Annotated in this window: 18 protein-coding genes; 8 read left to right on the top strand and 10 right to left on the bottom strand. The window is 59.7% G+C overall.

Features of this window, described 5'->3' with window-relative positions:
- Nucleotides 1-7: 7 nt before the first annotated feature.
- The 3 genes from NIM86_RS03955 (at nt 8) to NIM86_RS03945 (ending at nt 3,013) form a co-directional block, all read left to right on the top strand.
- Nucleotides 8-1,048, top strand: a complete 1,041-nt coding sequence (locus NIM86_RS03955) for a DUF1513 domain-containing protein (protein WP_253379311.1) — start codon at nt 8-10, stop codon at nt 1,046-1,048.
- Nucleotides 1,049-1,160: 112 nt separating this feature from the next.
- Nucleotides 1,161-1,703: a hypothetical protein gene (locus tag NIM86_RS03950; RefSeq protein ID WP_253379310.1), complete on the top strand. Its 543-nt coding sequence runs from the start codon at nt 1,161-1,163 to the stop codon at nt 1,701-1,703.
- Between the two features lie 23 nt (nt 1,704-1,726).
- Nucleotides 1,727-3,013 (top strand): imelysin family protein, encoded by a 1,287-nt coding sequence (locus tag NIM86_RS03945; RefSeq protein WP_253379309.1) that lies wholly within the window; start codon nt 1,727-1,729, stop codon nt 3,011-3,013.
- A 90-nt stretch (nt 3,014-3,103) separates the two neighbouring features.
- Here NIM86_RS03945 and proC read toward each other — a convergent pair whose 3' ends face one another.
- The 3 genes from proC to NIM86_RS03930 all read right to left on the bottom strand — a co-directional run bounded on the left by proC (nt 3,104) and on the right by NIM86_RS03930 (nt 6,302).
- Nucleotides 3,104-3,910, bottom strand: coding sequence for a pyrroline-5-carboxylate reductase (gene proC / locus NIM86_RS03940; protein WP_253379308.1), 807 nt, complete (start codon nt 3,908-3,910; stop codon nt 3,104-3,106).
- A 69-nt stretch (nt 3,911-3,979) separates the two neighbouring features.
- Nucleotides 3,980-5,314 carry an O-antigen ligase gene (locus NIM86_RS03935; RefSeq protein ID WP_253379307.1) on the bottom strand — a complete coding sequence of 445 codons (1,335 nt, stop codon included), beginning with the start codon at nt 5,312-5,314 and terminating at the stop codon, nt 3,980-3,982.
- A complete protein-coding gene (locus NIM86_RS03930; RefSeq protein ID WP_253379306.1) occupies nt 5,283-6,302 on the bottom strand; it encodes a glycosyltransferase family 2 protein in 1,020 nt (339 codons plus the stop codon). Before NIM86_RS03930 ends, NIM86_RS03935 begins: the two co-directional genes overlap by 32 nt.
- A gap of 188 nt (nt 6,303-6,490) precedes the next feature.
- On the opposite strand from NIM86_RS03930, the gene NIM86_RS03925 reads away from it, so the two are divergent.
- Genes NIM86_RS03925 through NIM86_RS03915 form a run of 3 tightly spaced genes read left to right on the top strand, consistent with a single transcriptional unit; the run spans nt 6,491 to nt 9,314 of the window.
- Nucleotides 6,491-7,660, top strand: coding sequence for a glycosyltransferase family 4 protein (locus tag NIM86_RS03925; RefSeq protein ID WP_253379305.1), 1,170 nt, complete (start codon nt 6,491-6,493; stop codon nt 7,658-7,660).
- Nucleotides 7,657-8,421, top strand: a complete 765-nt coding sequence (locus NIM86_RS03920; RefSeq protein WP_253379303.1) for a WecB/TagA/CpsF family glycosyltransferase — start codon at nt 7,657-7,659, stop codon at nt 8,419-8,421. Before NIM86_RS03925 ends, NIM86_RS03920 begins: the two co-directional genes overlap by 4 nt.
- Nucleotides 8,418-9,314, top strand: a complete 897-nt coding sequence (locus tag NIM86_RS03915; RefSeq protein WP_253379301.1) for a DUF6492 family protein — start codon at nt 8,418-8,420, stop codon at nt 9,312-9,314. Before NIM86_RS03920 ends, NIM86_RS03915 begins: the two co-directional genes overlap by 4 nt.
- A 10-nt stretch (nt 9,315-9,324) precedes the next feature.
- Here NIM86_RS03915 and NIM86_RS03910 read toward each other — a convergent pair whose 3' ends face one another.
- Entirely contained in the window at nt 9,325-10,641 is a 1,317-nt protein-coding gene (locus NIM86_RS03910) for a lipopolysaccharide biosynthesis protein (RefSeq protein WP_253379299.1), read from the bottom strand.
- A gap of 555 nt (nt 10,642-11,196) precedes the next feature.
- Here NIM86_RS03910 and NIM86_RS03905 point away from each other — a divergent pair.
- Complete coding sequence (locus tag NIM86_RS03905; protein WP_253379297.1) at nt 11,197-13,308, top strand: GNVR domain-containing protein; 2,112 nt, start codon at nt 11,197-11,199, stop codon at nt 13,306-13,308.
- Between the two features lie 61 nt (nt 13,309-13,369).
- Here the strand turns inward: NIM86_RS03905 and edd are convergent, their stop codons facing one another.
- From edd to NIM86_RS03875, 6 genes are all read right to left on the bottom strand, one after another.
- Complete coding sequence (gene edd / locus NIM86_RS03900) at nt 13,370-15,187, bottom strand: phosphogluconate dehydratase (protein ID WP_256478330.1); 1,818 nt, start codon at nt 15,185-15,187, stop codon at nt 13,370-13,372.
- Between the two features lie 4 nt (nt 15,188-15,191).
- Nucleotides 15,192-15,956, bottom strand: coding sequence for a 6-phosphogluconolactonase (pgl, locus tag NIM86_RS03895; RefSeq protein ID WP_253379295.1), 765 nt, complete (start codon nt 15,954-15,956; stop codon nt 15,192-15,194).
- On the bottom strand, nt 15,943-17,415 hold the full coding sequence (zwf, locus tag NIM86_RS03890) for a glucose-6-phosphate dehydrogenase (protein ID WP_253379293.1): 1,473 nt from the start codon (nt 17,413-17,415) through the stop codon (nt 15,943-15,945). Before zwf ends, pgl begins: the two co-directional genes overlap by 14 nt.
- Before the next feature lie 146 nt (nt 17,416-17,561).
- Nucleotides 17,562-18,854 carry an FAD-binding oxidoreductase gene (locus tag NIM86_RS03885; RefSeq protein ID WP_253379291.1) on the bottom strand — a complete coding sequence of 431 codons (1,293 nt, stop codon included), beginning with the start codon at nt 18,852-18,854 and terminating at the stop codon, nt 17,562-17,564.
- A 56-nt stretch (nt 18,855-18,910) separates the two neighbouring features.
- Entirely contained in the window at nt 18,911-19,321 is a 411-nt protein-coding gene (locus NIM86_RS03880; RefSeq protein WP_253379289.1) for a hypothetical protein, read from the bottom strand.
- Nucleotides 19,322-19,334: 13 nt separating this feature from the next.
- Nucleotides 19,335-20,774 (bottom strand): glutamine synthetase family protein, encoded by a 1,440-nt coding sequence (locus tag NIM86_RS03875; protein ID WP_371872829.1) that lies wholly within the window; start codon nt 20,772-20,774, stop codon nt 19,335-19,337.
- Nucleotides 20,775-20,861: 87 nt separating this feature from the next.
- On the opposite strand from NIM86_RS03875, the gene NIM86_RS03870 reads away from it, so the two are divergent.
- Nucleotides 20,862-21,599, top strand: a complete 738-nt coding sequence (locus NIM86_RS03870; protein ID WP_253379287.1) for a phosphatase PAP2 family protein — start codon at nt 20,862-20,864, stop codon at nt 21,597-21,599.
- Nucleotides 21,600-21,604 lie beyond the last annotated feature (5 nt).

Below are 21,604 nucleotides of genomic sequence, written 5' to 3'. Positions count from 1 at the left end.
GACTTTGTTGTGCGGTTTCAGCGCGGCGCTAGCCACGATTGGCCTGCCGATGGCAGCAACCGCAGAGAAGACCGGCAACCCGCTTTTCGCCACGGCCTTTATGGAAGGCGAGCGGTTTGGCATGGCGATTCTCGATAGCGAAGGCGAGCTCCTGCACCGTATCGCTTTGCCGGGACGGGGCCACGATGTCACTGCCGATTCAACCGGGAGGCACCTGGTCGCTTTTGCCAGAAGACCCGGCACATTTGCGGTCGCGGTCAATCGGCAGAAGGGCAGTGAACCCAAAGTCTTCGCCTGTCCACCGACTCGCCATTTCTATGGTCATGGCCTGTTCATTGATGACGACCGCCTGTTGGTCGCGACGGAGAACGACTACGAAAACGGCATCGGTGTCCTCGGCCTCTACGATGCGACAGACGGCTTTCGGCGCATTGGCGAATGGTCCAGCCACGGTGTCGGTCCGCACGATCTGGTCATGTCGCCGGATGGGCGCTCGCTGATCGTCGCCAATGGCGGGATGGAAACGCATCCGGATTTCGGCCGTCAAATCCTGAACCTGGCCTCTATGGAGCCGTCACTTGCCTTTATCGACGTGGCCGATGGATCGCTGAAAGAGAAACACACCCTTCCGCCAGACTGGGCGCGCCTGTCGACCCGTCATATGGACATTACCCAAGACGGGCAGGTTTTCGTCGGTTGTCAGTGGCAGGGCGAGGCGGCCGCTTGTCCGCCGCTGCTCCTTTCTTTCGCCCTTGGCGAGGATCGGCGGGAATACGATCTTGGCGAACTTGCTCCCCGCCTTGACGGTTATGTCGGATCGGTCAGCGTCAATCAGAACGAGGGCCAGGTCGCCATCACCTCCCCGCATGGCGATCTTGCGATCATGCTCGATGCCGGCAGCGGTAGGGTGATCGGCCTTCAGGAGGGGGTGGACATCTGCGGTGTGGCGCCTCTTTCTGGCGGCTTTCTCACGTCCAGCGGGACGGGCCGTTTTGGCGATCATGAGTTGAAGCCGATCGCTTTCGACAATCATATTCTCGCACTCTGATCGCCGGCAGCGACGCTTCCAGACTGGAAGAATTTTAAACTAGACTCTTTGACTCCACTGATCGAAAATTTTACCAAAGCCCGGAACAGCATTGGTGCCGAGGTCAGTCTTCATGTCGCGTTTCGACGATTCGCGGAGCGAACCCGTTTGCCCCGCCGAAACATATCTGGCGCGACCGGCGGAGCGGCTGGTGGTTGAGGGCTACCGCAACAGTCTTTCGGGCTGTGCGACCGGCGAGGTATCGGCATGGCGCGGGGCGTGGTCGCTTTATCTTGAGGATCTCGGCGAGACCGACGGCCGGATCGCCTTTGACGGGCTGGTCGGGATAATCGGCACACTCGGCCGATGCGCGCGCTGTCCGCTACGGTTTTTTAACAGCGATATTCGTCATCTCTGCCGCGACGAGGGGCTTTTACTGGCGCTCATCGCCGCTGCGCAACATGGCGATGAACAGACAGGTCAGATCGCCGCGCAGGCGCTGTCCTGCCCGCTACGTTGTGGCGAATTGACGATCTCTGCCACCGATTACGCGCTGCGCCTACGCATGGTCGGCCGAACCCTTCTGCCGGTCTCTGCCGCCATGACGGCGTCTCTTGCCGAGAGAGGGGGGCCACCGTCTCCATTGCATCGCTCAACTCACCGAACTCTTCATTGACGACATTATTCGAAAGGATCGACATGAACCATCGCTACTCCATCCGTGCGGGTCTGCTCGCCGCTCTTCTTGCCGGAACGGCGGCTCCAACTCTGGCGGATGACGGCGTCGACCGATCTGCGGTTATCACCAACTATGCTGACATCGCTCTGGCGAAATATTCCGATTCACTTGAGACTGCTCGCGATCTGGACGCAAAGATCGATGCGCTGATCGAGAAACCGAGCGATGAAACCCTGCAGGCTGCGCGCGAGGCGTGGCTCGCTGCACGGGTACCGTATCAGCAGACGGAAGCGTATCGTTTCGGCAATCCCGTCGTCGACGATTGGGAAGGGCGGGTCAACGCCTGGCCGCTCGATGAGGGGCTGATCGATTATGTCGATGCGTCCTACGGTACCGAAAGCGACGCCAACACAGCCTATACCGCAAATATCATCGCCAATCCGAACCTCTCACTCAACGGCGAGACGATAGACGCCGGGACGATCACACCGGCCCTTCTCCAGGACACCTTGCAGGAAGCCGGTGGCGTTGAGGCCAATGTCGCGACCGGATATCACGCCATCGAATTTCTTCTTTGGGGTCAGGATTTGAACGGCACCGATGCCGGTGCTGGCTCGCGCCCGGCGACAGATTTCGCTGCTGGTGACGAATGCACGGGCGGCAATTGCGAACGGCGGGCCGAGTATCTGAAGGCGGCGTCCGATCTTCTGATTGCCGATCTGGAAGAGATGGTTGGCAATTGGGAAACCGATGGCGCGGCCAGGAAAAACCTGACTGACGGCGAACCGGGCGAGGCGCTCCGTGCTATCCTTACAGGCCTTGGCTCTCTTTCCTACGGAGAACTGGCTGGCGAGCGCATGAAGCTTGGCCTGCTATTGCACGACCCGGAAGAAGAGCACGACTGCTTTTCCGACAACACGCACAACTCCCATCTGTATGACGCGAAGGGCATTCAGAACGTCTATCTCGGCACTTATGGGGGAGGCGGTAGCGAGGCCGTATCCGGCCCATCGCTCTCAGACCTCGTAAAAGCCAAAGATCCGGCTCTTGATGAAGAGATGCAGACCCGCCTTGAAGAAACCATGACGGCGATGCAGGCGATTGCCGACAAGGCCGAGGGCGGCGAGGCATACGATCAGCAGATCGGCGAAGGAAACGAAGAGGGCAATGCCCGCGTCCAGGCGGCTATCGATGCTCTTATCGCGCAGACCCGGACCATCGAGCGGGTGATCGCCGCACTCGATCTCGGCAGTATCGAACTGGAAGGCTCCGACAGCCTCGATAACCCGAACGCTGTCTTCCAGTAAGTCAGCGGCATTCATGGCCTGAGCAAATCGTGGCGGCCTACCCAGTGTCCCGGGTGCGGCCGCCATATTCGTTGTGCCGCGCTTGGGAAGTCAGCGCGACAGTTCGATCGAACGCAGTTTTGCGGCTTCAGCGACTTCGCGCATTAAAAGTTTCAGTCGGTCGCCTTCCATCATCGGCGCTAGACCGGCCGCTGTCGTGCCGTTCGGACTAGTTACCTGACGGCGGAGTTCGGCGGGCTCGACATCCCCATCGGCAGCCAGTTTTGCCGCGCCGAGGACGGTCTGCCGGGCCAGTAGCGCAGCCATATCCGGTTCCAGTCCGATCTTTTCGCCGGCGTCGGTCAGCGCTTCCAGAAAGTGAAAGAGATAGGCGGGGCCACTACCGGATATAGCCGTGACGGCATCCATCTGTGCTTCATTTTTCAACTCGGCGACCGCACCATTGGCCTTGAGCAACTGCGTTGCCTGCTGGATCAGACTCTCGGTCGTGGATGCATTGGCGATAAAGGCCATCATGCCTTCGCCGATGGCCGCGGGCGTGTTGGGCATTACCCGGATAACAGGCGTTCCCGCACCGAAAATGGCCTCATAGAAAGCGATCGGAAGACCGGCGGCGATGGTCATGATTGCCGCGCCGCTTTCGGTGTAGGGACGGTAGGCGGGGGCAACGTCACCCATGATCTGCGGTTTGAGCGCCAGGACGATGAGATCGGCCGGAAAAGTCTCGGGAGAGGGTGCTTCGGCGTATGTGGCGACGCCTAGCGAGGCGGCACGGTTCCGTCCGGCCTCACCAGGCTCAACCACGCCGGCGGCATCGGCCGAAATCGCTTCTGAGCCGAGCCAGGCTTTCAGAATGGCAAAACCCATATTGCCGCATCCGACCATCAGAATTCGCATGTGGCGCTCCGCTTTTCGTTGCCTCACCAGCGCTTGTGGCAAAGTCGGTCGGACGGCGCAAGACGCGCCTCAGCGCGGTGCGCCATTCTCGTGAAGCGTAAACCGCGAGGCAATCCGCAGGCCGAAACTGCCAAGAAGCAGATAGATCCAGACAGGGTCGGCGCGGTTGAAGAAAAAGGTCTCAAGAAAGGCGTTCATCACCGTGAAGATGACGATCATCATCATCACGTCGGCGAATAGGATGTTCTGTTTAAGTTGTGGGACGCGCACATAATCGGCCATGGGCGCTATCCATATGGCTAGAAGTGTGACGGCAAGAGCCGGAAATCCGCCCATCAGGAGAACGTCGATATAGCCGCTATGAGAATCCCCGATCCGTCGAAAATCCCATCTCTCGTCGAAGTGAGGTTCGGCTTCGAGCACCAGCGGCGTCTGCCAGAAATTACCGTAGCCATATCCCGTCCACGGTCGCTCCATCGCCATGCGGCCGCCGAAGTCCCAAAGTGTTGTCCGCCCGGTATAGCTGAAGGTAGGCGCTATCGAGTTGACCCAGTGTTTCAGTGGCTCGATGAAGACAATACCGAGCGTTGCGACGGTCAGCACCGCGACGGCGACGAAAAAGATGGCTGGCAGAAACCGGCGAAAGCCAGTCCATGTAGGCAGAAGAACCATGAAAACCGTGATGCCAATCAGTCCGAGCGTCGTCTTCGACCCGGTTTTCAGCACGAAAATTGCCGCCAACACGAAGATCAGCCCACCAATGGCTGGACGGCCGAGCCGCAAGAGGTAGAGGCCGACAAATAGGGTGCAGGCCGCCACCGGCCCGGCGACGTTCTTGTGCGGATAGATACCTCGCCAGAGGCCGGCATGCTGATCCTCGAAATATCCGGTCTGATGGACGCCGGACTGCGGAAAGGCAAAAACCGCAAAATAGCTGAGGATCAGCAAAGCCAGCGCAGCAAATGCCAGAACACTCGCCATCTGAGCCTGGGTGCGCGGAAGCGACAGCACGACCATGACAGTCCCGATCCCGATTATCGTGAAGACCGCACCGCGAAAAGCCGCCATCGGATCGGGCGTCCGCATGACACTCAACAGCACCATGGCGATCAGTAGCAGCCAGGATGGCGAAACCAGCGCGTAGAGTCGTCTGGCGTCGGCCATCAAAAGGCCGGCAACGACCGAAAGCACCAGCATGGCGCCCCAACCCATTTGATTGAGCGGATCGCCCTGCGTCAGATAGTCCGGGTCGTAATCGACAACGATTGGCCGAAACCCGATCAGCGCGACCGCCAGCATGAGGCAGGCCACCATGGTCGCCAGCGTGCCATCACGCCAGGCTCCTCTCGTCAGTTCGAGAAGGATCTGGCGATCAGTTCTTCTCGGCTTGGCGGTACTGGTCATTCATGTAACCGAATTCGCCGAGAACGCGCCCTGCGCCTACCAGAACGGGATATAGACCGACGGATAAGGAACGGGCGGCAAGGCCGGCCTTCAGACCCCTGGCGGGGGATGCGGCCAATAGGGCAAGGCTTTTCATCAGAACCCGTCCGCGGGCGAAGGCATGACCCTTCCGCCGCTCATGATCGACCAGCGTGGAAATGACGCCGTTGCGAAGGGAGCGTGTCCTGATCCAGTCCGCCTGCAAACGGCGGGATGGGATGGTTTCGTGAACGGTGGCCTCCGCGCACCAACCGAAGTCATAGCCGGATTTGCGCGCCCGCATTAAAAAATCGGAATCGCCGCCGCCCATGAAGTTGAAGCGCAGATCGAGAAAAGTCGGCGAGAAATGCTCCAGCACCGGCCGCTTCATTAGAAGGTTCCCGGTCGAATAGAGAGCTGGCACAGGCCCAGTCTCCGTGTAGGGCGGACGAAAGACCGGGTGCCGGCTCCAGATCTTGTATTCGTCTTTCTCGAAAACCGGGTTCTGCGGCCCGCCGACGATATCGACCTCCAGCGTTTCGGCCGTTCCGCACATGCGGGCCAGCCAGCGCGGCTCGGCGATTTCGTCATCGTCTATGACGAGCAGATGCCGAAAGTTTGGAAAGGTGTCCAGCGCCGTCTGCCACCCGGCATTGTAGGCCTCGCAATTGCCTCGCCGGTGTGCCGCGATGATCAAACCTGTCAGCGACCCGCTTTCGAACAGCGGAGCCGCTGCGTGGGCGCCTTCCCGTTTATCGTCCTCGTTTTCCATCACGATCACCGCATAGCGGCGGCTCGTTTTCTGGTCACGCAGGCTTTGCAGCGTTTTGAGCAGATGGTCCGGGCGCTTGTAGGTCGGCACGGTGACGATGACTTCGGGCGCTTCGACATTTAAATCGGGTGATCGCGTCAAGATGGTCGAAACCGGCGGGACGTTCTCCTCGTCCTTAAGAACACCGTTCTGGTCCATTTGACTGCAACAACCCTGGCCGAACTCAAAAAACCTCATGGCGAGGCAGCGTGTAGTAGAGCAATCTAAAGTTAAAAATTGTTTACATATCTCTACTCATGCGCGTGTTAACGGCACTTTCATCTAAATGGAGCATTACAAACCGAAGGCGGCTATCAAAGCACCTTCAGCAAGAGCGCCTTGAAGATATGCACCTCGTATTCGTGACATCCCTGATCCCGCCAGAGACACCGGCAAGTGGTTTCGACGTGGCCAATGCCGCCATGCTTGCGGCGCTCGATGAACGTGTCGAACGCGTCACCGTGCTGGGATACAAATGGCCCGGCCAGCCTGTCGGACGGCAGGACGATCGGATGATCGTGCTAGGCGAAATGGATGCTCGAACGCAGAACGCGTCGCTGGCGACGAAACTCGGTTGGCTTGGAAGAGCTGTTCGTACCGGGCTCACCTTCGCCAGCGCCAAACTGAGACAGAAGCCGTCTTCGTCACTGGCGGCGGAGCTTGCGGCCTTGCCGCCAATCGACGCGTTCGTCTGGAATTCCGTGCAGATGGCAGGGGCTTATCCGGAGCTTTTCCGCGACCGGCCCGCGCTCTTTATCGCTCATAATGTCGAACACCAGTCAGCGCGCCAGAATGCGGCCGCCGCGTCGGGAGCTTTCGAACGTGCCCTGTACCGGCGTGAAGCGGCGCTTCTGGAAGAGCTGGAGGCGGATCTATGCCGCCAGGCCAGCCATCTCATTACCCTGACGGACGACGACAGAAAAGCGCTCGGCATGTCGGCTGAAGACGCAACGGTTCTGCCGCTTGTAACGCCCGCGGCGGTGAATGCACCGTCTATCGAGCCAAGGGTTGATGCGACGATGATCGGCTCGTGGGGATGGACGCCGAACAGGATCGGTCTTGAGTGGTTCCTCCAACAAGTTGCGCCTTGCCTGCCTGCCGATTTCACGGTCGAAATCGCAGGCGACATGCCCAGCGATATTCGTTCGCCGGCGGCCAATATACGTTTCGTCGGCCGGGTCGAGGATGCGACAGAATTCCTTCTCGGTGGTCGCATAGTGCCCTTGGCGAGCCGCGCCGGGACGGGTGTACAGCTCAAGACGCTCGAGACGTTCGAACTGGGGATGCCTGCGGTCGCGACGACCAGCTCGCTTCGCGGTATCGCCCATCTTCCGCACAACGTCACGGTCTCGGACGATCCGGCGGAATTCGCGTCACTCATGGTCAAACAGGCAGCCGACGCGCGCCGCATCGACGGATCGGCTTTTCATCTGGCGCAGAAGGCCGCGCTTGGCGATGCGATGGATCGTGCGCTCGCGGCGCTCGGACGCGACATGGCTGCATTTCGGGCGGCATGATGTCGGTTGAAGCCAAGCCACATTTATCAATACCGACAAAAAGGGTACTCGGCCATGAGGTTGCCGCGCTGACGGCGAAAGAGGCCGCCGAGCAATTACAGTCGCGTCTTCATCGCGGCGAATTTTCACGCATCGCATTTCTCAATAGCCACGTCGCCAATATCGCGGCCGAAGATACTGCATATGCGCAGCTATTGCAGAATTTTCTGGTTCTGCCGGATGGTATTGGGGTGGATATAGCGGCTTGGCTGAAGGACGGTCAGACCTTCCCGGCCAACCTCAACGGTACGGATTTCATGCCCTTTCTTCTTGAGCGATTGCACCCGCCGCTGCATGTCGGTCTCATCGGGGCCAAACTGGACAGCCTCAACGGCGCTGTTGAAGCGCTAAAGGAGCGATTTCCGCAGAACCGGTTCACGGCCTTTTCCGATGGCTATTTCGATGCGGGATCGGAGCATGCCATCCTTGAGCATCTAAAGGCCGACAAGCCCGATCTGCTGATGGTCGCTCTGGGCGTGCCGGCACAGGAGAACTGGATCGTGGGCAATCTGGACCAGCGCCATTGCACATTGGTTTTCGGCGTCGGCGCCTTGTTCGACTTTCTGGCCGGCGCCGTACCCCGCGCACCCAAATTGGTTCGGCGCTTGCGAAGTGAGTGGGTCTGGCGGCTTGCTCTGGAGCCACGCCGCCTTTTCGCTCGCTATGTGATCGGCAATCCGCGTTTTCTCTATCGCGTTCTGATAGATCGGAGCGGACGTTGAGACAATCGGAAGGCTCGGCGTCCGGTGACGACCGATCCGTCGCGCTCGTTACCGCAAGCTATGCCGGCGATATAGACCGGTTCAGACTGCTGTGTGACACACTGGACAAGCATGTGCGGGGCTATACCCGACACCTCGTCTTGGTCTCTGATCGCGATGCGCCGCTGTTTCGGGAGTTTGAAGGAAAGCAACGAGAGGTTGTTAGCGAAGGAGATATCCTGCCGCGATCGCTCCACGACGTCGCCGATCCCTTCAGCTTCGGCAGGCGCCGGGTCTGGCTCTCATGGCGCGGTTGGCCGCTTCGTGGCTGGCACGTGCAGCAAATTCGAAAAATCGCGATCGCCGAACATATCGACGAACAGGCTATGGTTCTTCTGGATAGCGACGTTGCCTTCGTCAAGGCGTTCGACGCCCGCGATGTCATTGCCGACAATGGCGCCGTCCGGCTGTTTCGCAGACCGTTCGAATTGGTCCGCCGTCCACCCTCCGAGCAGCACGTCTGGAGCCGAAATGCAGGGCGTATTTTGGGCCTCGGCGCAAGCACTTCGCCGCATGATTATATCGCAACGCTCATCGCCTGGCGCACGGCCTCCGTTCGGGCGATGACGGCCCGCATCGAAGCGGCCTGCTCGCGACACTGGGTCGATTTGCTGGCTCGCCGGCGCAGCTTCTCAGAGTGCATGATCTACGGCCGCTTCAGCGATGAGTTGGACGATCCGGCGCATCATTTCCATGACGACACAGAATGGTGTCACACCTATTGGGGCGGTCCGGGGCTGACCGAAGGTGGCATCCGCGATTTCATCGAAGCGATGGGCGAGAGCCAGGTTGCCGTAGCGCTGCAGAGCTTTACCGGATCGGACATTGGCGATCTGCGCCGCGTAATCGGCTAGGCGGCACAGTCTAGAACGATTTGCCTGTCTTTCTCGACAAGGCGCGATAGGTCAGAACGAGCGACAGCCCATAAAGCACGGCAAATACCGCGTTCAACGCTATCATGATAGAGCCGGTTTCGGCGAACTGAGCGAGAATGCCCGCGAGCAGTACGGCCTTTGCCACACCCAGAACGGCCAAATTGACCATGCGCCTGCCGCTTTGACCTCGGCCGTATAGCAGTTCGGCATGATATTCGACGAGATTACGCAGCGCCGGAACTGCGAGAACGAGCAGGACGAGTGGCGCGGCTTCCGCGACATTGTCGCCCAGCAATGTCGGCCATAACCACAGAATGCCGGCGAGTGCCGCGATGCCAAGCGTCGAGGCGGTCGCGATTGTCGCCTCCAGACCAAACCGGCGCAGGCGCGATGCGATAGCCTCGGTGCTGCCCATCAGCTTCTGGATCAATAGCATGGTGAATGTGCGGACGGGCAGGGCGGTCAGGTCGACAAGCCGCATCACGACGGCATAGAGGCCAGCCAGTTGCGGCCCACCGAGATAAAGAACGAGCAACTTGTCCAGTTCGGACTGAAGATAAAACAATATTTCTGCACCGCAGACCGGAAAGGCATCGGCTGTTCGTCGCCACCAGACGCCGGGATGCCATCGAAGTTTTTGGCGGGGCCAGTAGAACAAAATTGCAATTGCGAGCGCCGCACCGTTGGCGAGCAGATAAAGCCATGACCAGGAAGTAAGATCTGGCGCGGCAAGAAATGTCAGGCACAGAGCGGCGAGCGCGCGCAGCGCTGTGCCCATAATCGTGAGAATAGCGCCTCTCCCAAAGCGCTCCAGACCGTTATTGACGATGATAACGATCTCTGTGCTCCGCCATAGCAGAGCTTCCGCAGCAACGATCAGCGCAAAGGGCGTGAACGGAACATCACGGGAAAAGATCAAGGCCCATGTAACGATTGACGCGACGACGAGGATCGGAAGAGACAACACAGCGGCCAATAAAAACCCGCCTGCGTAGAGACCGATTAATCTGGGCCGCACGGTCGCCGCGCGATAGAGAGGCGATGACATGCCGAACCCGACAATGCGCGACAGCATCACGCCGGCGGCACTGGCGGTGGCGAAAATGCCGAACTCGGCAATCGTCAGCGTGTTGGCGAGCAGAACGAAATAGGCCAGCGAAAAAACCAACCGACCCAGCGATCCGCTGGTCGCGGCAAGATAGCCACCTGTCAGCTGCAAGGCGCCCGCTGGCAGACGCGCGATCATTCTCTGCGTCCACGAGGTCTTGCGGGTGACGGTTCCGCTATGAGCTTGGCTGTCCGACATCGCCGCATCATGCCCGACAGCTCTTAATGTCCGGTTCGTTCCGACAGGTAATGGGACCACAGCGCCAATCTTTACACTTTCTTTGCCATGGCTGTTTAGAGTTCGACAAGAATTGAGTGTCGGCGTTCAGGACCGGCTCTTGAGCTTGGCGGTAAGGACCGGATGGCCGGATCATTTCTCTCTCGAGCGGCATCCGCAAACCGGCAGGAACCAGATCCTGCCGAGCCGGATATTCGCGAGCTTTACGCTGAAGCAAGAGATCGGAAGCGTCCGCGGCGCAGCAACAGTGTGCTCTCCATGGCGGCGGAGCGGGAAGCTTCGCCACCACCGCCTTCGCGTTCACATACAGACTCCCGACCCGCTCCCCGATCACGTGAGACATCACGGCCTGATCCTGCGAACGAAAGAGAAACCGCCCGGCCTGCAGGCGAAGACGATCCCGAGACGCCAACGGTCCTGCAATCCTTCCGGGACTGGCTCCATCGAAAGCAGCACAAACCCGCGGAGCCGGACAAGTCGAGCGACGACCGCCCCAAGGTCGTGAAGACAGAGCCGGTGCGCGATGTACAAGCCAGCCCGCCACCGGTCATGCCGAGTGATTACCAGCCCCGTGCTGCCTCATCATACGAACGGCGGCGTGTGGTCAGCGAGGTCTGGCGGCCGGCAGTCGATCCGGTGGCGGTTCTGACTGGCGTATGGAACGCCAAGCTCATCATTGTCGCCACGACGCTCATCGGCGCGATACTCGGTGTTGTAATCGCGCTTTCGACGCCGAAAACCTATGTGGCTTCCGCCGATGTTCTGATCGATCCTCGCAACATCAAGATTTCAGAGCGCGACATGACCTCTCAGGGTCTGCCGTCCGATGCGACGCTGGCTCTGGTCGAAAATCAGGTGCGGCTGATGTATGCGCCGCAGGTGATGCAGAAGGTCGCGAAGGATCTCGACCTCGCCAACGATCCGCGCTTCACCGCGCCGCCTCGTGGCCTTTTTGCGTTGGTGGCCAGTCTTCGGTCCATCAATCCATTCGCCGCAAAGAGCGACGAAGACAGCGAGATTGCCAACGCTGCTAGCGATCTGGCTGAATCTCTCGACATTGCGCGTGCGGATCGCACATTCGTCGTCTCTGTGCAGGCGGAAACGCGCGATCCGCAATTATCGGCGGATATCGCCAACGCTGTCGTGGCTGCTTACGTTGAGGTTTCGCGCAATTTGTCCTCTGCCACGGCAGGACGCGCAGAGAGTGAGATCACGGCTCGGCTCGATGATCTGCGAACGGAAGTCGAGGCGGCAGAGCGGGCCGTCGAAGCCTTCCGTACCGAAAACGATCTGGTGGAATCGCAGGGGCGGCTGATTACGGACGAAGAAATTCTTCGCCTCAACGATCAGCTTGCGAGTGCGGAAGCTCAACTCATCGAATTGCAGGCCAAGGCTCGTTCGATCCGCGAAACCAGCACGGACGCCATTCTCGGCGGAGGGGTGCCCGAGGCCATCAATTCGCCGGTCATCAGCGAATTGCGCGCGCAATATGCGCAGCTCCGCCAGCAGGCGGAAAGTCTTTCGGCCCGACTGGGACCACGCCATCCGCAGCGTATCGCTATTGAATCGCAATTGCGCGGCTCCCGCGAACAGATGGCTGCCGAACTGCGCCGAATAGCGGCCTCGGCCGAAGCGGAGTTGCGCCGTGCCCGTCAGCAGCAGCAGGACCTGGCCGACCGCCTTGCCCAGATGAAGGTTCGCCAGGGCGACATTTCCGACGAACTCGTGACTTTACGACAATTGGAACGAGAAGCGGCCGCCAAACGGAATATCTACGAGTCCTATCTGCTGCGGGCCCGCGATGCCGGCGAGCAGAAGGATATTGATACCACCAACATCTCTATTATCGGCAAGGCGCAACCGCCGCTGAAGCCGGAAGGCCCCTCACGCGCTTCGACCGTCATTCTTTTCACGATACTCGGATTCGTGCTTGGCCTGGTAATCGGGGCGATCCTCGGTGTCTGGGAAGACATGAAGGCGCAGCGATCCTTGGCCCAGGGCAGCACCGTCATCCGGGAAAGGGAAACCACGGAAGCCGAAAGCCGGGACACGGCCGTGACAGAAGACGAGCCTATCGAGACGCTTAGCGAGGACACGATGTATCGCCAGACCAATCCAAACCCTTATTCACCGCAACAGGACGCAGAGATGACCGGCCATCGCCCACTCGAACCTTATGGTGGACGGGGCGATGTGGTGCCGAATGCGCCGCCGGCCTATCCATCTGCGTATGATCCCCGACTGGATCATCTGGCGTCTTCGCAATACCCACCTGCCAACGCCCCCTATTCTCAGCCGCAGCAAGGGTGGGGATATCCGTCCGACTACCATCCCGGCTACGCACCGCATCGCCCATCCTGGCCGGGCTACCATTCGCAGTCTGTGGGTCAGAGTCAGCCGGTCGCTCCATACCGCCCTGCCGGTATGCCCGCTCCCTATCGGGAGACAGCGTGGCAAGAGCCGGAATGGCAGGGCCATTCCCCCCATCCATACCATGCCCGTGGACCAGAAGTGGCTATGCAGCAGGCCCAGCAGGATGCCGATCGCCGGGAACTGGCGGAAATGCGTGAAACCGTCCGCTCCATGCGCGAGATACTGGATGGATTGGCTGAACGGATGAGCCGCTAGCGTTTCGTTTTCGCTGTGTTATTGCGGACGGCTTTTTTCACGAGAGCCGCCCGTCTAAGTTTCAGATAGCGAAAACCGTCGCGCCCTGATCGGCCCGTCCGACGACCGAGCGGAAAGCCGAGAACAGTTCACGACCCATGCCGTACTGGTTCTTTGCCATATCGCCCTGGGCATTTTCGCGGGCGAGAAACTCGGCGTCATCGACCAGCACCTCGAGCGTGCCTTTCTCGCCGTCCACGCGCACCAGGTCGCCGGTGCGGACCTTGGCGATTGGCCCACCGCTGAGCGCTTCGGGCGTGACGTGAATGGCAGCCGGAACCTTGCCAGAAGCGCCACTCATGCGCCCGTCCGTCACAAGCGCGACCTTGAAGCCGCGATCCTGCAATACGCCAAGCGGCGGTGTCAGCTTATGCAATTCGGGCATGCCGTTGGCCTGCGGCCCCTGAAAACGGACGACTGCGACGAAATCCTTCTCCAACTCTCCGGCCTTGAAGGCTTCCTGCAGTTCGGACTGATCCTCGAAAACGACAGCCGGAGCTTCGACGACGCGGTTTTCCGGTTTGACGGCGGAGATTTTGATGATGGCGTCGCCGATATTGCCTTTGAGCACTTCAATCCCGCCAGTCGGCTGGAATGGCTGATCCGCCGTTGTCAGGATTTTCGGCTCATGGCTGACATCCGGCGCCGGCTCGCGGCGGACCGATCCATCCTCATTTAGCGTGACCTCTATGCCGTATGCTTCCATTCCCTCGCCATAGACGGTGCGGATGTCGTCATGCATCAGCCCGGCCTTGCAGAGTTCCTTGATCAGAAAGCCCATGCCGCCTGCCGCCTGGAAATGGTTCACATCCGAAAGGCCGTTCGGATAAACCCGCGCCAGCAGTGGCACAGTATCGGAAATATCGGAGATATCCTGCCAGTTGAGCTTGATGCCCGCTGCACCGGCCATGGCCACGAGATGAATCGTATGATTGGTCGAGCCGCCCGTCGCATTCAGGCCGACCGCAGCATTGACGATCGAACGCTCGTCTATCATTCGCCCGACAGGGGTGAATTCATTGCCCGCTTGCGTGATCTGGAAGGCCCGGCTGATGGCCTCCTTGGTCAGCGCATCGCGGAGCGGCGTGTTCGGATTGATGAATGACGCGCCGGGCATGTGCAGGCCCATCATTTCCATCATCATCTGGTTGGAGTTGGCCGTGCCGTAAAAAGTGCAGGTGCCGGGACCGTGATAGCTTTTGCTCTCGGCTTCCAGCAACTCGTTCCGGCCCACCTTGCCTTCAGCATAGAGTTGGCGGATGCGCGCTTTCTCATCGTTTGGCAAGCCGGACGGCATCGGTCCGGCAGGCACGAATATGCTCGGCAGATGGCCGAAGGTGAGCGCTGCGATAAAAAGGCCCGGCACGATCTTGTCGCAGACGCCGAGATAAACCGCCGCATCGAACATATTATGCGATAGGCCGACACCTGCCGCCATGGCGATAATGTCGCGTGAGAAGAGCGAAAGCTCCATGCCGGGCTGGCCCTGCGTTACGCCGTCGCACATGGCGGGCACGCCCGAAGCGACCTGCGCCACGCCGCCGGCTTCACGGGCTGCCGCCCGAATGATCTCAGGGAAACGTTCGAAGGGCTGGTGGGCCGACAGCATGTCGTTATAGGCCGTGATAATGCCCAGATTGGGCACGGTGTCACCGGACAGGTCTCTCTTTTCCGCCGGCGAACACACAGCGAAACCGTGAGCGAGGTTGGAGCAGGACAGCGAAGTACGGTTCACGCCCGCCGTAACTGCCGCATCGAGCCGTTCGAGATAGGCTTCGCGTGTGGGTTTGCTGCGCTCCACAATGCGTTGCGTGATGCGTTGGATCTCTGCGGTTGCCATGATTCTATCCTTCGGCTGGCGCGTACCAGATGGTGATCGTCGATTTGGCGCGGTTGAAGACTGCGCGGATCGGGTAGGGCGATTCTTCGTCGGAAAGTGCATCGAACAGCACGTTCTTCTTCTCCACGCCCTCGATATGAAGATGGAGGCTCCGCGCACTGGCGAGAGCGGGCAGTGTCCAGGTCAGGCGGGGCTCTCCGGCATCCGGCGCATTCATCGAGATGATGCGCGGTTCGCCTTTTGAGTCGAGCGCCTCGTCCAAGCGGTCGCCTTTCGGAAAAAACGAGGCGGTGTGACCGTCCGTTCCCATGCCGAGAATCACGACATCGAAGGGCTGCGGCAGACCGGCCAGACGGCGGCTGGCGTTATCCGCAGCCAATTCGGCGCTTGCAACCGGCTCGTAAAGCGGCTCGAACGCGGCATCGGCTGCGTTTCGCTGCAAAAGCCGCTGAATGACCATGGCTGCGTTGGAGCGGGGCGATGACATGTCGACGAAACGCTCATCGACAAGCGTCACGATCACCTTGTCCCACGCGATCTCGCGTTCTGACAGCGCGACGAAGAACTTTTCAGGCGTCCGACCGCCCGACAGGATCAATGTGGCGATGCCGCGCGCTTCGATGGCCTCGGAGAGCTGTTCGGCGACTTTGTCCGCCAAGCGTTCGGCCAGCCGTCCCCCGCTAGAATGTTCCCGCCACGCCGGCTCGCCAGGCGCGTCGGCAAGAAGATCGGCGGGATCGCGATGGGCGGGGGGATCAGACGGATTCATGCCAGCTCCGACCGTCGCGTTCGATCAGGCCGATGGAGGCCGATGGCCCCCATGACCCAGATGTATATCCGGCGACATCCTTCGGACGGTTCTGCCATTCTTCCAGGATCGGATCGATCCACCGCCATGCCGCTTCCACCTCGTCCCCACGCATGAAAAGGGTCTGATTTCCGCGCACGACATCGGTCAGCAAGCGCTCATATGCATCGGGATTGCGAACGTTGAATGCATCGGAGAAATACATGTCGAGGGGTACATGGCGCAGGCGCATTCCGCCAGGGCCAGGGTCCTTGACCATCATCCACTGCTTCACGCCTTCATCTGGCTGCAGCCGGATGACGAGCTGGTTGGCGATGACTTCGCCAGCGGCCTCCTCAAATATGGAATGCGGAATGGGTTTGAACTGAACGACGATCTCGGACGCGCGTGCTGCCAGACGCTTGCCGGTCCGCAGATAAAAGGGCACGCCTGCCCAGCGCCAGTTTCCGATCTCCGCCTTCAGGGCGACGAAGGTTTCGGTGTCGCTGTGCCCGCTTTCCAATTCTTCCAGATAGCCTTTGACGGCGCCGCCACGTGAAGCTCCCTCACGATACTGTCCCCGCACGGTGCGCCGGTGGACGGCTTCCCCCGTTAGCGGATCGAGTGCGCGCAGAACCTTGAGCTTTTCGTCGCGAACGGCGTCCGCATCCAGCGAGGAGGGAGGCTCCATCGCGACGAGACACAGAAGCTGAAGGATATGGTTCTGGACCATATCGCGCATCGCGCCGGACTTGTCGTAATAGTCTGCCCGGCTCTCCAGCCCGACATTCTCCGCCACGGTGATCTGTACGTGGTCGATATGGGCGCTGTTCCAGAGCGGCTCGTAAAGCGCGTTCCCGAAGCGCAGCACCATCAGATTCTGCACAGTCTCCTTGCCGAGATAATGGTCGATGCGGAAGATCTGGTCTTCGCGGAAAACCGAGGAGAGCGTCTTGTTCAGTTCGACGGCCGAGTCGAGATCGCGTCCGAGTGGTTTTTCCACTACGATCCTTGCGTCGTCGCTCAGAAGGCCGTGTTCTCGAATCCGTTCCGCGATTGGGCCGAAGAGCGATGGTCCAACCGCCAGATAAAACGCGCGCACCGCTTTGCTCTCGCCGACCTTTTCGCGCAACTCGCCCCACCCTTCGTCGCTCTTGGCGTCGATGGCGACATAGGAAAGGCGGTCCAGAAATTTTTCGATCTCGCCATGATCCCGCTCTTCCTCGCCGACGAATTCGTGCAGCGCGTCTCGTGCATAGTCACGGAAGGCATCGTCGGTAAGTTCGGACCGCGAGGCGCCTATGATACGGGTCGGTTCCGTAAATTGGCCCGCGCATTGGCGGTGATAAAGGGCCGGCAAAAGCTTGCGCTCGGCCAGATCGCCTGTCGCGCCGAAAATGATGAAATCGCACGATGCGACCGGAATAATGGTGCTGCTCATAAAGCGGGCGGTTCTCCAATAACGATACCGATTCTTTATATAAATCGATTTAGAAGGGCAATGAACCTTCGTGAAGGCTGCTATGCAAAAGCGTCCTGTGGATGTTCACGCGAAGATATAGGGCAGCCGATAACCCTTGACCCGTGTCAAAGCCGGTCCAGCATCGCGTACCATGTCATGGCAAGAAACAGTAGCGGCTTGCGTAGCGCCGTACCGCCGGGAAAGGGCGGAATATCCAGATCCTTGAGCAAATCCAGATCGTCGCGATGGCCGGTCACGGCATCGGCCCATAGCCTGCCCGTATGCGTCGCCATCATGACGCCGTGGCCGGAAAAGCCGCCGATAGAAGTAACGCCCGGCATGATCGTCCGAACGAAGGGCAGACGCGGCAGAGTGATACCGACCGAGCCACCCCAGACATGATCGATATCGGTCTTCGAGAGGGCCGGAAAAATTTCGCCGATCTGACGTCGGATATGGCCTGCAATATCATTCGGTGTCTTGGCGCTATAGGCCTCCCGACCGCCGAACATCAGTCGATTGTCTGGCGTCTTGCGAAAATAGCGTACCATGAACCGGCTGTCGTCGACCGCTTCGCCCGCCGGTAGTATGGCGTTGTCATCCGGCAATGCAGATGTCGTGCCGACAAAGGACCGGATGGGCATGATATGGCGCGGCGAGACTGGCTCGGCGTCGAACGCGTCGCCGTGGGCATTGGTCGCGACGAGACAGCGTGATGCATGAACGACGCCCCGCTCGGTCCGGATTGCGATCCCACCGTTCTCGGCAGCGATATCCAGCGCCGGCGTATTCTCGTAGAGCTTCGCACCGGACCTTTTTGCAGCCGCGGCTAGTCCGACAACAAGCTTGAGCGGATGGATATGGCCCGTTCCCACATCGCGGATGGAGGCGTGATACCGCTCGGAGCCGATGGCCGCAGCCGTCTGCTCGCGGTCGAGAAAAGCGAGATGAGGGTAATCGTAGCGCTCGGCCATGGCTTCGGTGTGGTTGCGATAACCTTTTATCCAGCGCTTTTTGTGAACCGCGCTGATCTGGCCGGGACGGTAGTCGATGTCGAAGCCGTGATCGTCCGCCATGGCCAGCAGTTCGGACTTGGCATCTTCGGCAATCTGAAACAGAGCGCGGGACCGCTCCAGTCCAAGATCGCCTTCCAATTCGGTCGGCCATGCGCGCTGACCGGTGCCAAGCTGGCCGCCATTTCGACCCGATGCCCCGTCTCCGAAACGGTGCGCGTCGATGAGAACCGCCTTGGTGCCTTGATCGGCCAGCCTTAGTGCGGCTGAAAGTCCGGTATATCCGCCCCCGACGATCGCGACATCGGCGCGGATGTCGCCTTCCAGTGGCGGGTAGGAAGGACGTTCCGCGACGCTGGCTTCGTACCAGGAGACGCCGGGAGAAATGGGGCTACGATAATTCATCGCGCGCAATTAGCCGGAGCGAAAGCGGTTCACAAGGCCGAGTTTCGCTGGATTTCCTACACGTTGAAGATCATTGCGATAGCGGGAAGTTGCTGCGCGTCGGATAGAAGCGTGTAGTGGCAGGTAAACCGCCATGCTTCTTCGCCATCGGCGCGGCTCTGGGTCCAGTCGATAGTCGCGAACGCGGTTGATCCGGCGATCTCGCAATTTTTTATTTCGTAATCCGACGACGCGATTTCTTCCCTGCCCAGCACGTCGAGGAGAGCGTCGATATTCTCCAGAAGATCGTCCGGTTCGTTGAAGACGTTGCCTTTGCCGAACTGCCAGATCGTGACCGGAAAAGCGAAACAGTCGACGATCGTTTCCGCATCGAAATCATCAAATCCATCGCGATAGGCATCGAAGAGCGCCGCTATATGGTCGCGCCGTAGAACGGTTTCGGAATCGCCTCTGGTCTCCATCGTCATTCTGGCGGCTTTCTCAGACGTTCAGCAGAAGGAACTCGCGCTCCCAGGGGCTGATGACCTGCATGAAGGTTTCGAATTCACCGCGTTTGACGCCGCAATAATTCGTGATGAACTCGCGGCCGAGAACTTCCCTGAAATCGTCTTCCGCCTCGAACAGCGCCACAGCGTCAAGCAGGCTTCGCGGCAACTCGATGGCCCCTTCATTGACGGACTCCTGCGTCGGCTCTTCTGGCTCGACCTTGTTCCGGATGCCCAGAAGACCCGCCGCCAAAGACGAAGCGAGAGCGAGATAGGGGTTTGCGTCCGAAGACGGCAGGCGATTTTCCACGCGACGCGCCTGCGGCTCCGAGGCGGGCACCCGAAAGGCGGTGGTGCGGTTGTCGTAGCCCCATTTATTGTTGAGTGGGCAGGCCATGTCCGGCGCGAGACGGCGGTATGAATTGACGTAGGGCGCCATGGTGACGAGTGCGCGCGGCACGTAGCGCTGCATCCCACCGACATAATGAAAGAACAGGGGAGACGGCTCGCCATTGTCGAGCGTGAAGACGTTGCCGCCATTTTCGTTATCGATCACGCTTTGGTGAATATGCATGGCACTGCCAGGCAGGCCCTCCATCGGCTTGGCCATGAATGTGGCGTAGATATCGTGCTTCATCGCCGCTTCACGAATGGTCCGCTTGAAAAGGAAAACTTGATCCGCCAGTTCGAGGGGATCGCCGTGACGCAGATTGATCTCCATCTGCGCCGGCCCTTCTTCATGGATCAGCGTATCGATCTCGAGCCCTTGCGCTTCGGAGAAGTGGTAGATGTCGTCGACCAGATCGTCGAACTCGTTGATACCTGCGATGGAATAGGACTGGCCACCCTGGATGGGCCGTCCCGACCGGCCCTTCGGTGGTTTGAGCGGATCATCGGGATCGATGTTCTGGGCGACGAGGTAGAACTCGATCTCGGGCGCAACGACCGGGCGAAACCCGTCAGCGGCGTATGCTTCGACGACCCGTTTCAGAACGTTTCGTGGCGTATAGCGGACAGGCTCTCCGCTCGTGTCGACAATATCGCAAATAACCTGGGCGGTCGGATCGCTCTCCCACGGCACGACGCAAAGGGTCGATAGATCGGGCCGAAGCTTTAGATCGCCATCGTTCGGATCGTAACGGAAGCCGCCCGTCTCTTCTGGATATTCGCCGGAAATAGTCTGGCGAAAGAGCGATGACGGCAGTGACAGTGCGGTATTCGAGGTAAATTTGGAGCTCGGCATCATCTTGCCGCGCGTGACGCCCGCAAGATCCGGTGTGATGCATTCGATATCCTCGATGCCGCGAGCCTGAAGCCAGGCCGTTGCCTCCGACCAGCCGGAAACGCCGCGCAGAGATTGAACCGCACTCTGGAGATCGTTATCCCCGGATGAGGCTGTATTGCCGGTCTCGCGCGGTTCGTTTTGCGTTGTCATTTCTATTCCGTCACTACTTATGTTGCGCTCGATATAGATTCGATTGCCGATTGAGAGAAGTGGCCGGGGAGAACGGGAGAAGTTTGAATGCAGGGAACGATCAGACAAACAGCCCGGACACTTTTGACCGAATTGCGTGAAAGCCCGTTTTCACTGGCCTCAATAATTGTTGCCGCCATCGCCTCGGCGGCACTTTTCACGTTTCTCAGTATCGCCGATGAAGTCGATGAGGGCGAAACCGAACGGTTGGACCAGGCCATCCTGCTTTTCTTCCGTAAGCCGGGCAATCCGGAGCAGACAATTGGCCCGCAATGGGTTCGTGAATCCGCCATCGAGTTTACAGCGCTGGGGGGTATTCCCGTGGTGACGCTGCTCATCATCACCGTGCTCGGCTTCCTGGCGGTCGAGCGGCGGTGGGGCGCGGCTCTTTTCGTCTCTATCGGTATTCTGGGCGGCATGCTTCTATCGACCAGCCTGAAGCTCTTCTATAGCCGCCCGCGACCCGACCTGGTGACGCAGCTCGATGTGATCCACACCAAGAGCTTCCCGTCAGGGCACGCCACGATCACCACCTGCGTCGTGCTGACGCTTGCCGTTATGCTGATCCGTCTGACCGACAATCCGCGGGGGCGGATATATATCTTCGTCATGGCGGTAATCTATGCCCTGCTGATCGGCGTCACACGGGTCTATTTGGGTGTTCACTGGCCGTCGGATGTTCTCGCCGGCTGGGCAATCGGGACCTTCTGGGCGTGTCTTTGCTGGGTCGCGATGACGCTCCTTCAGCGCTGGCGCGATGGGCGTCTGCGGTTTGAGCGACCGTAACGCCT

This window comes from Notoacmeibacter sp. MSK16QG-6 (assembly GCF_024158145.1).
Lineage (GTDB): Bacteria > Pseudomonadota > Alphaproteobacteria > Rhizobiales > Rhizobiaceae > Notoacmeibacter.
This window is presented reverse-complemented; position numbering and strand designations above follow the sequence as displayed.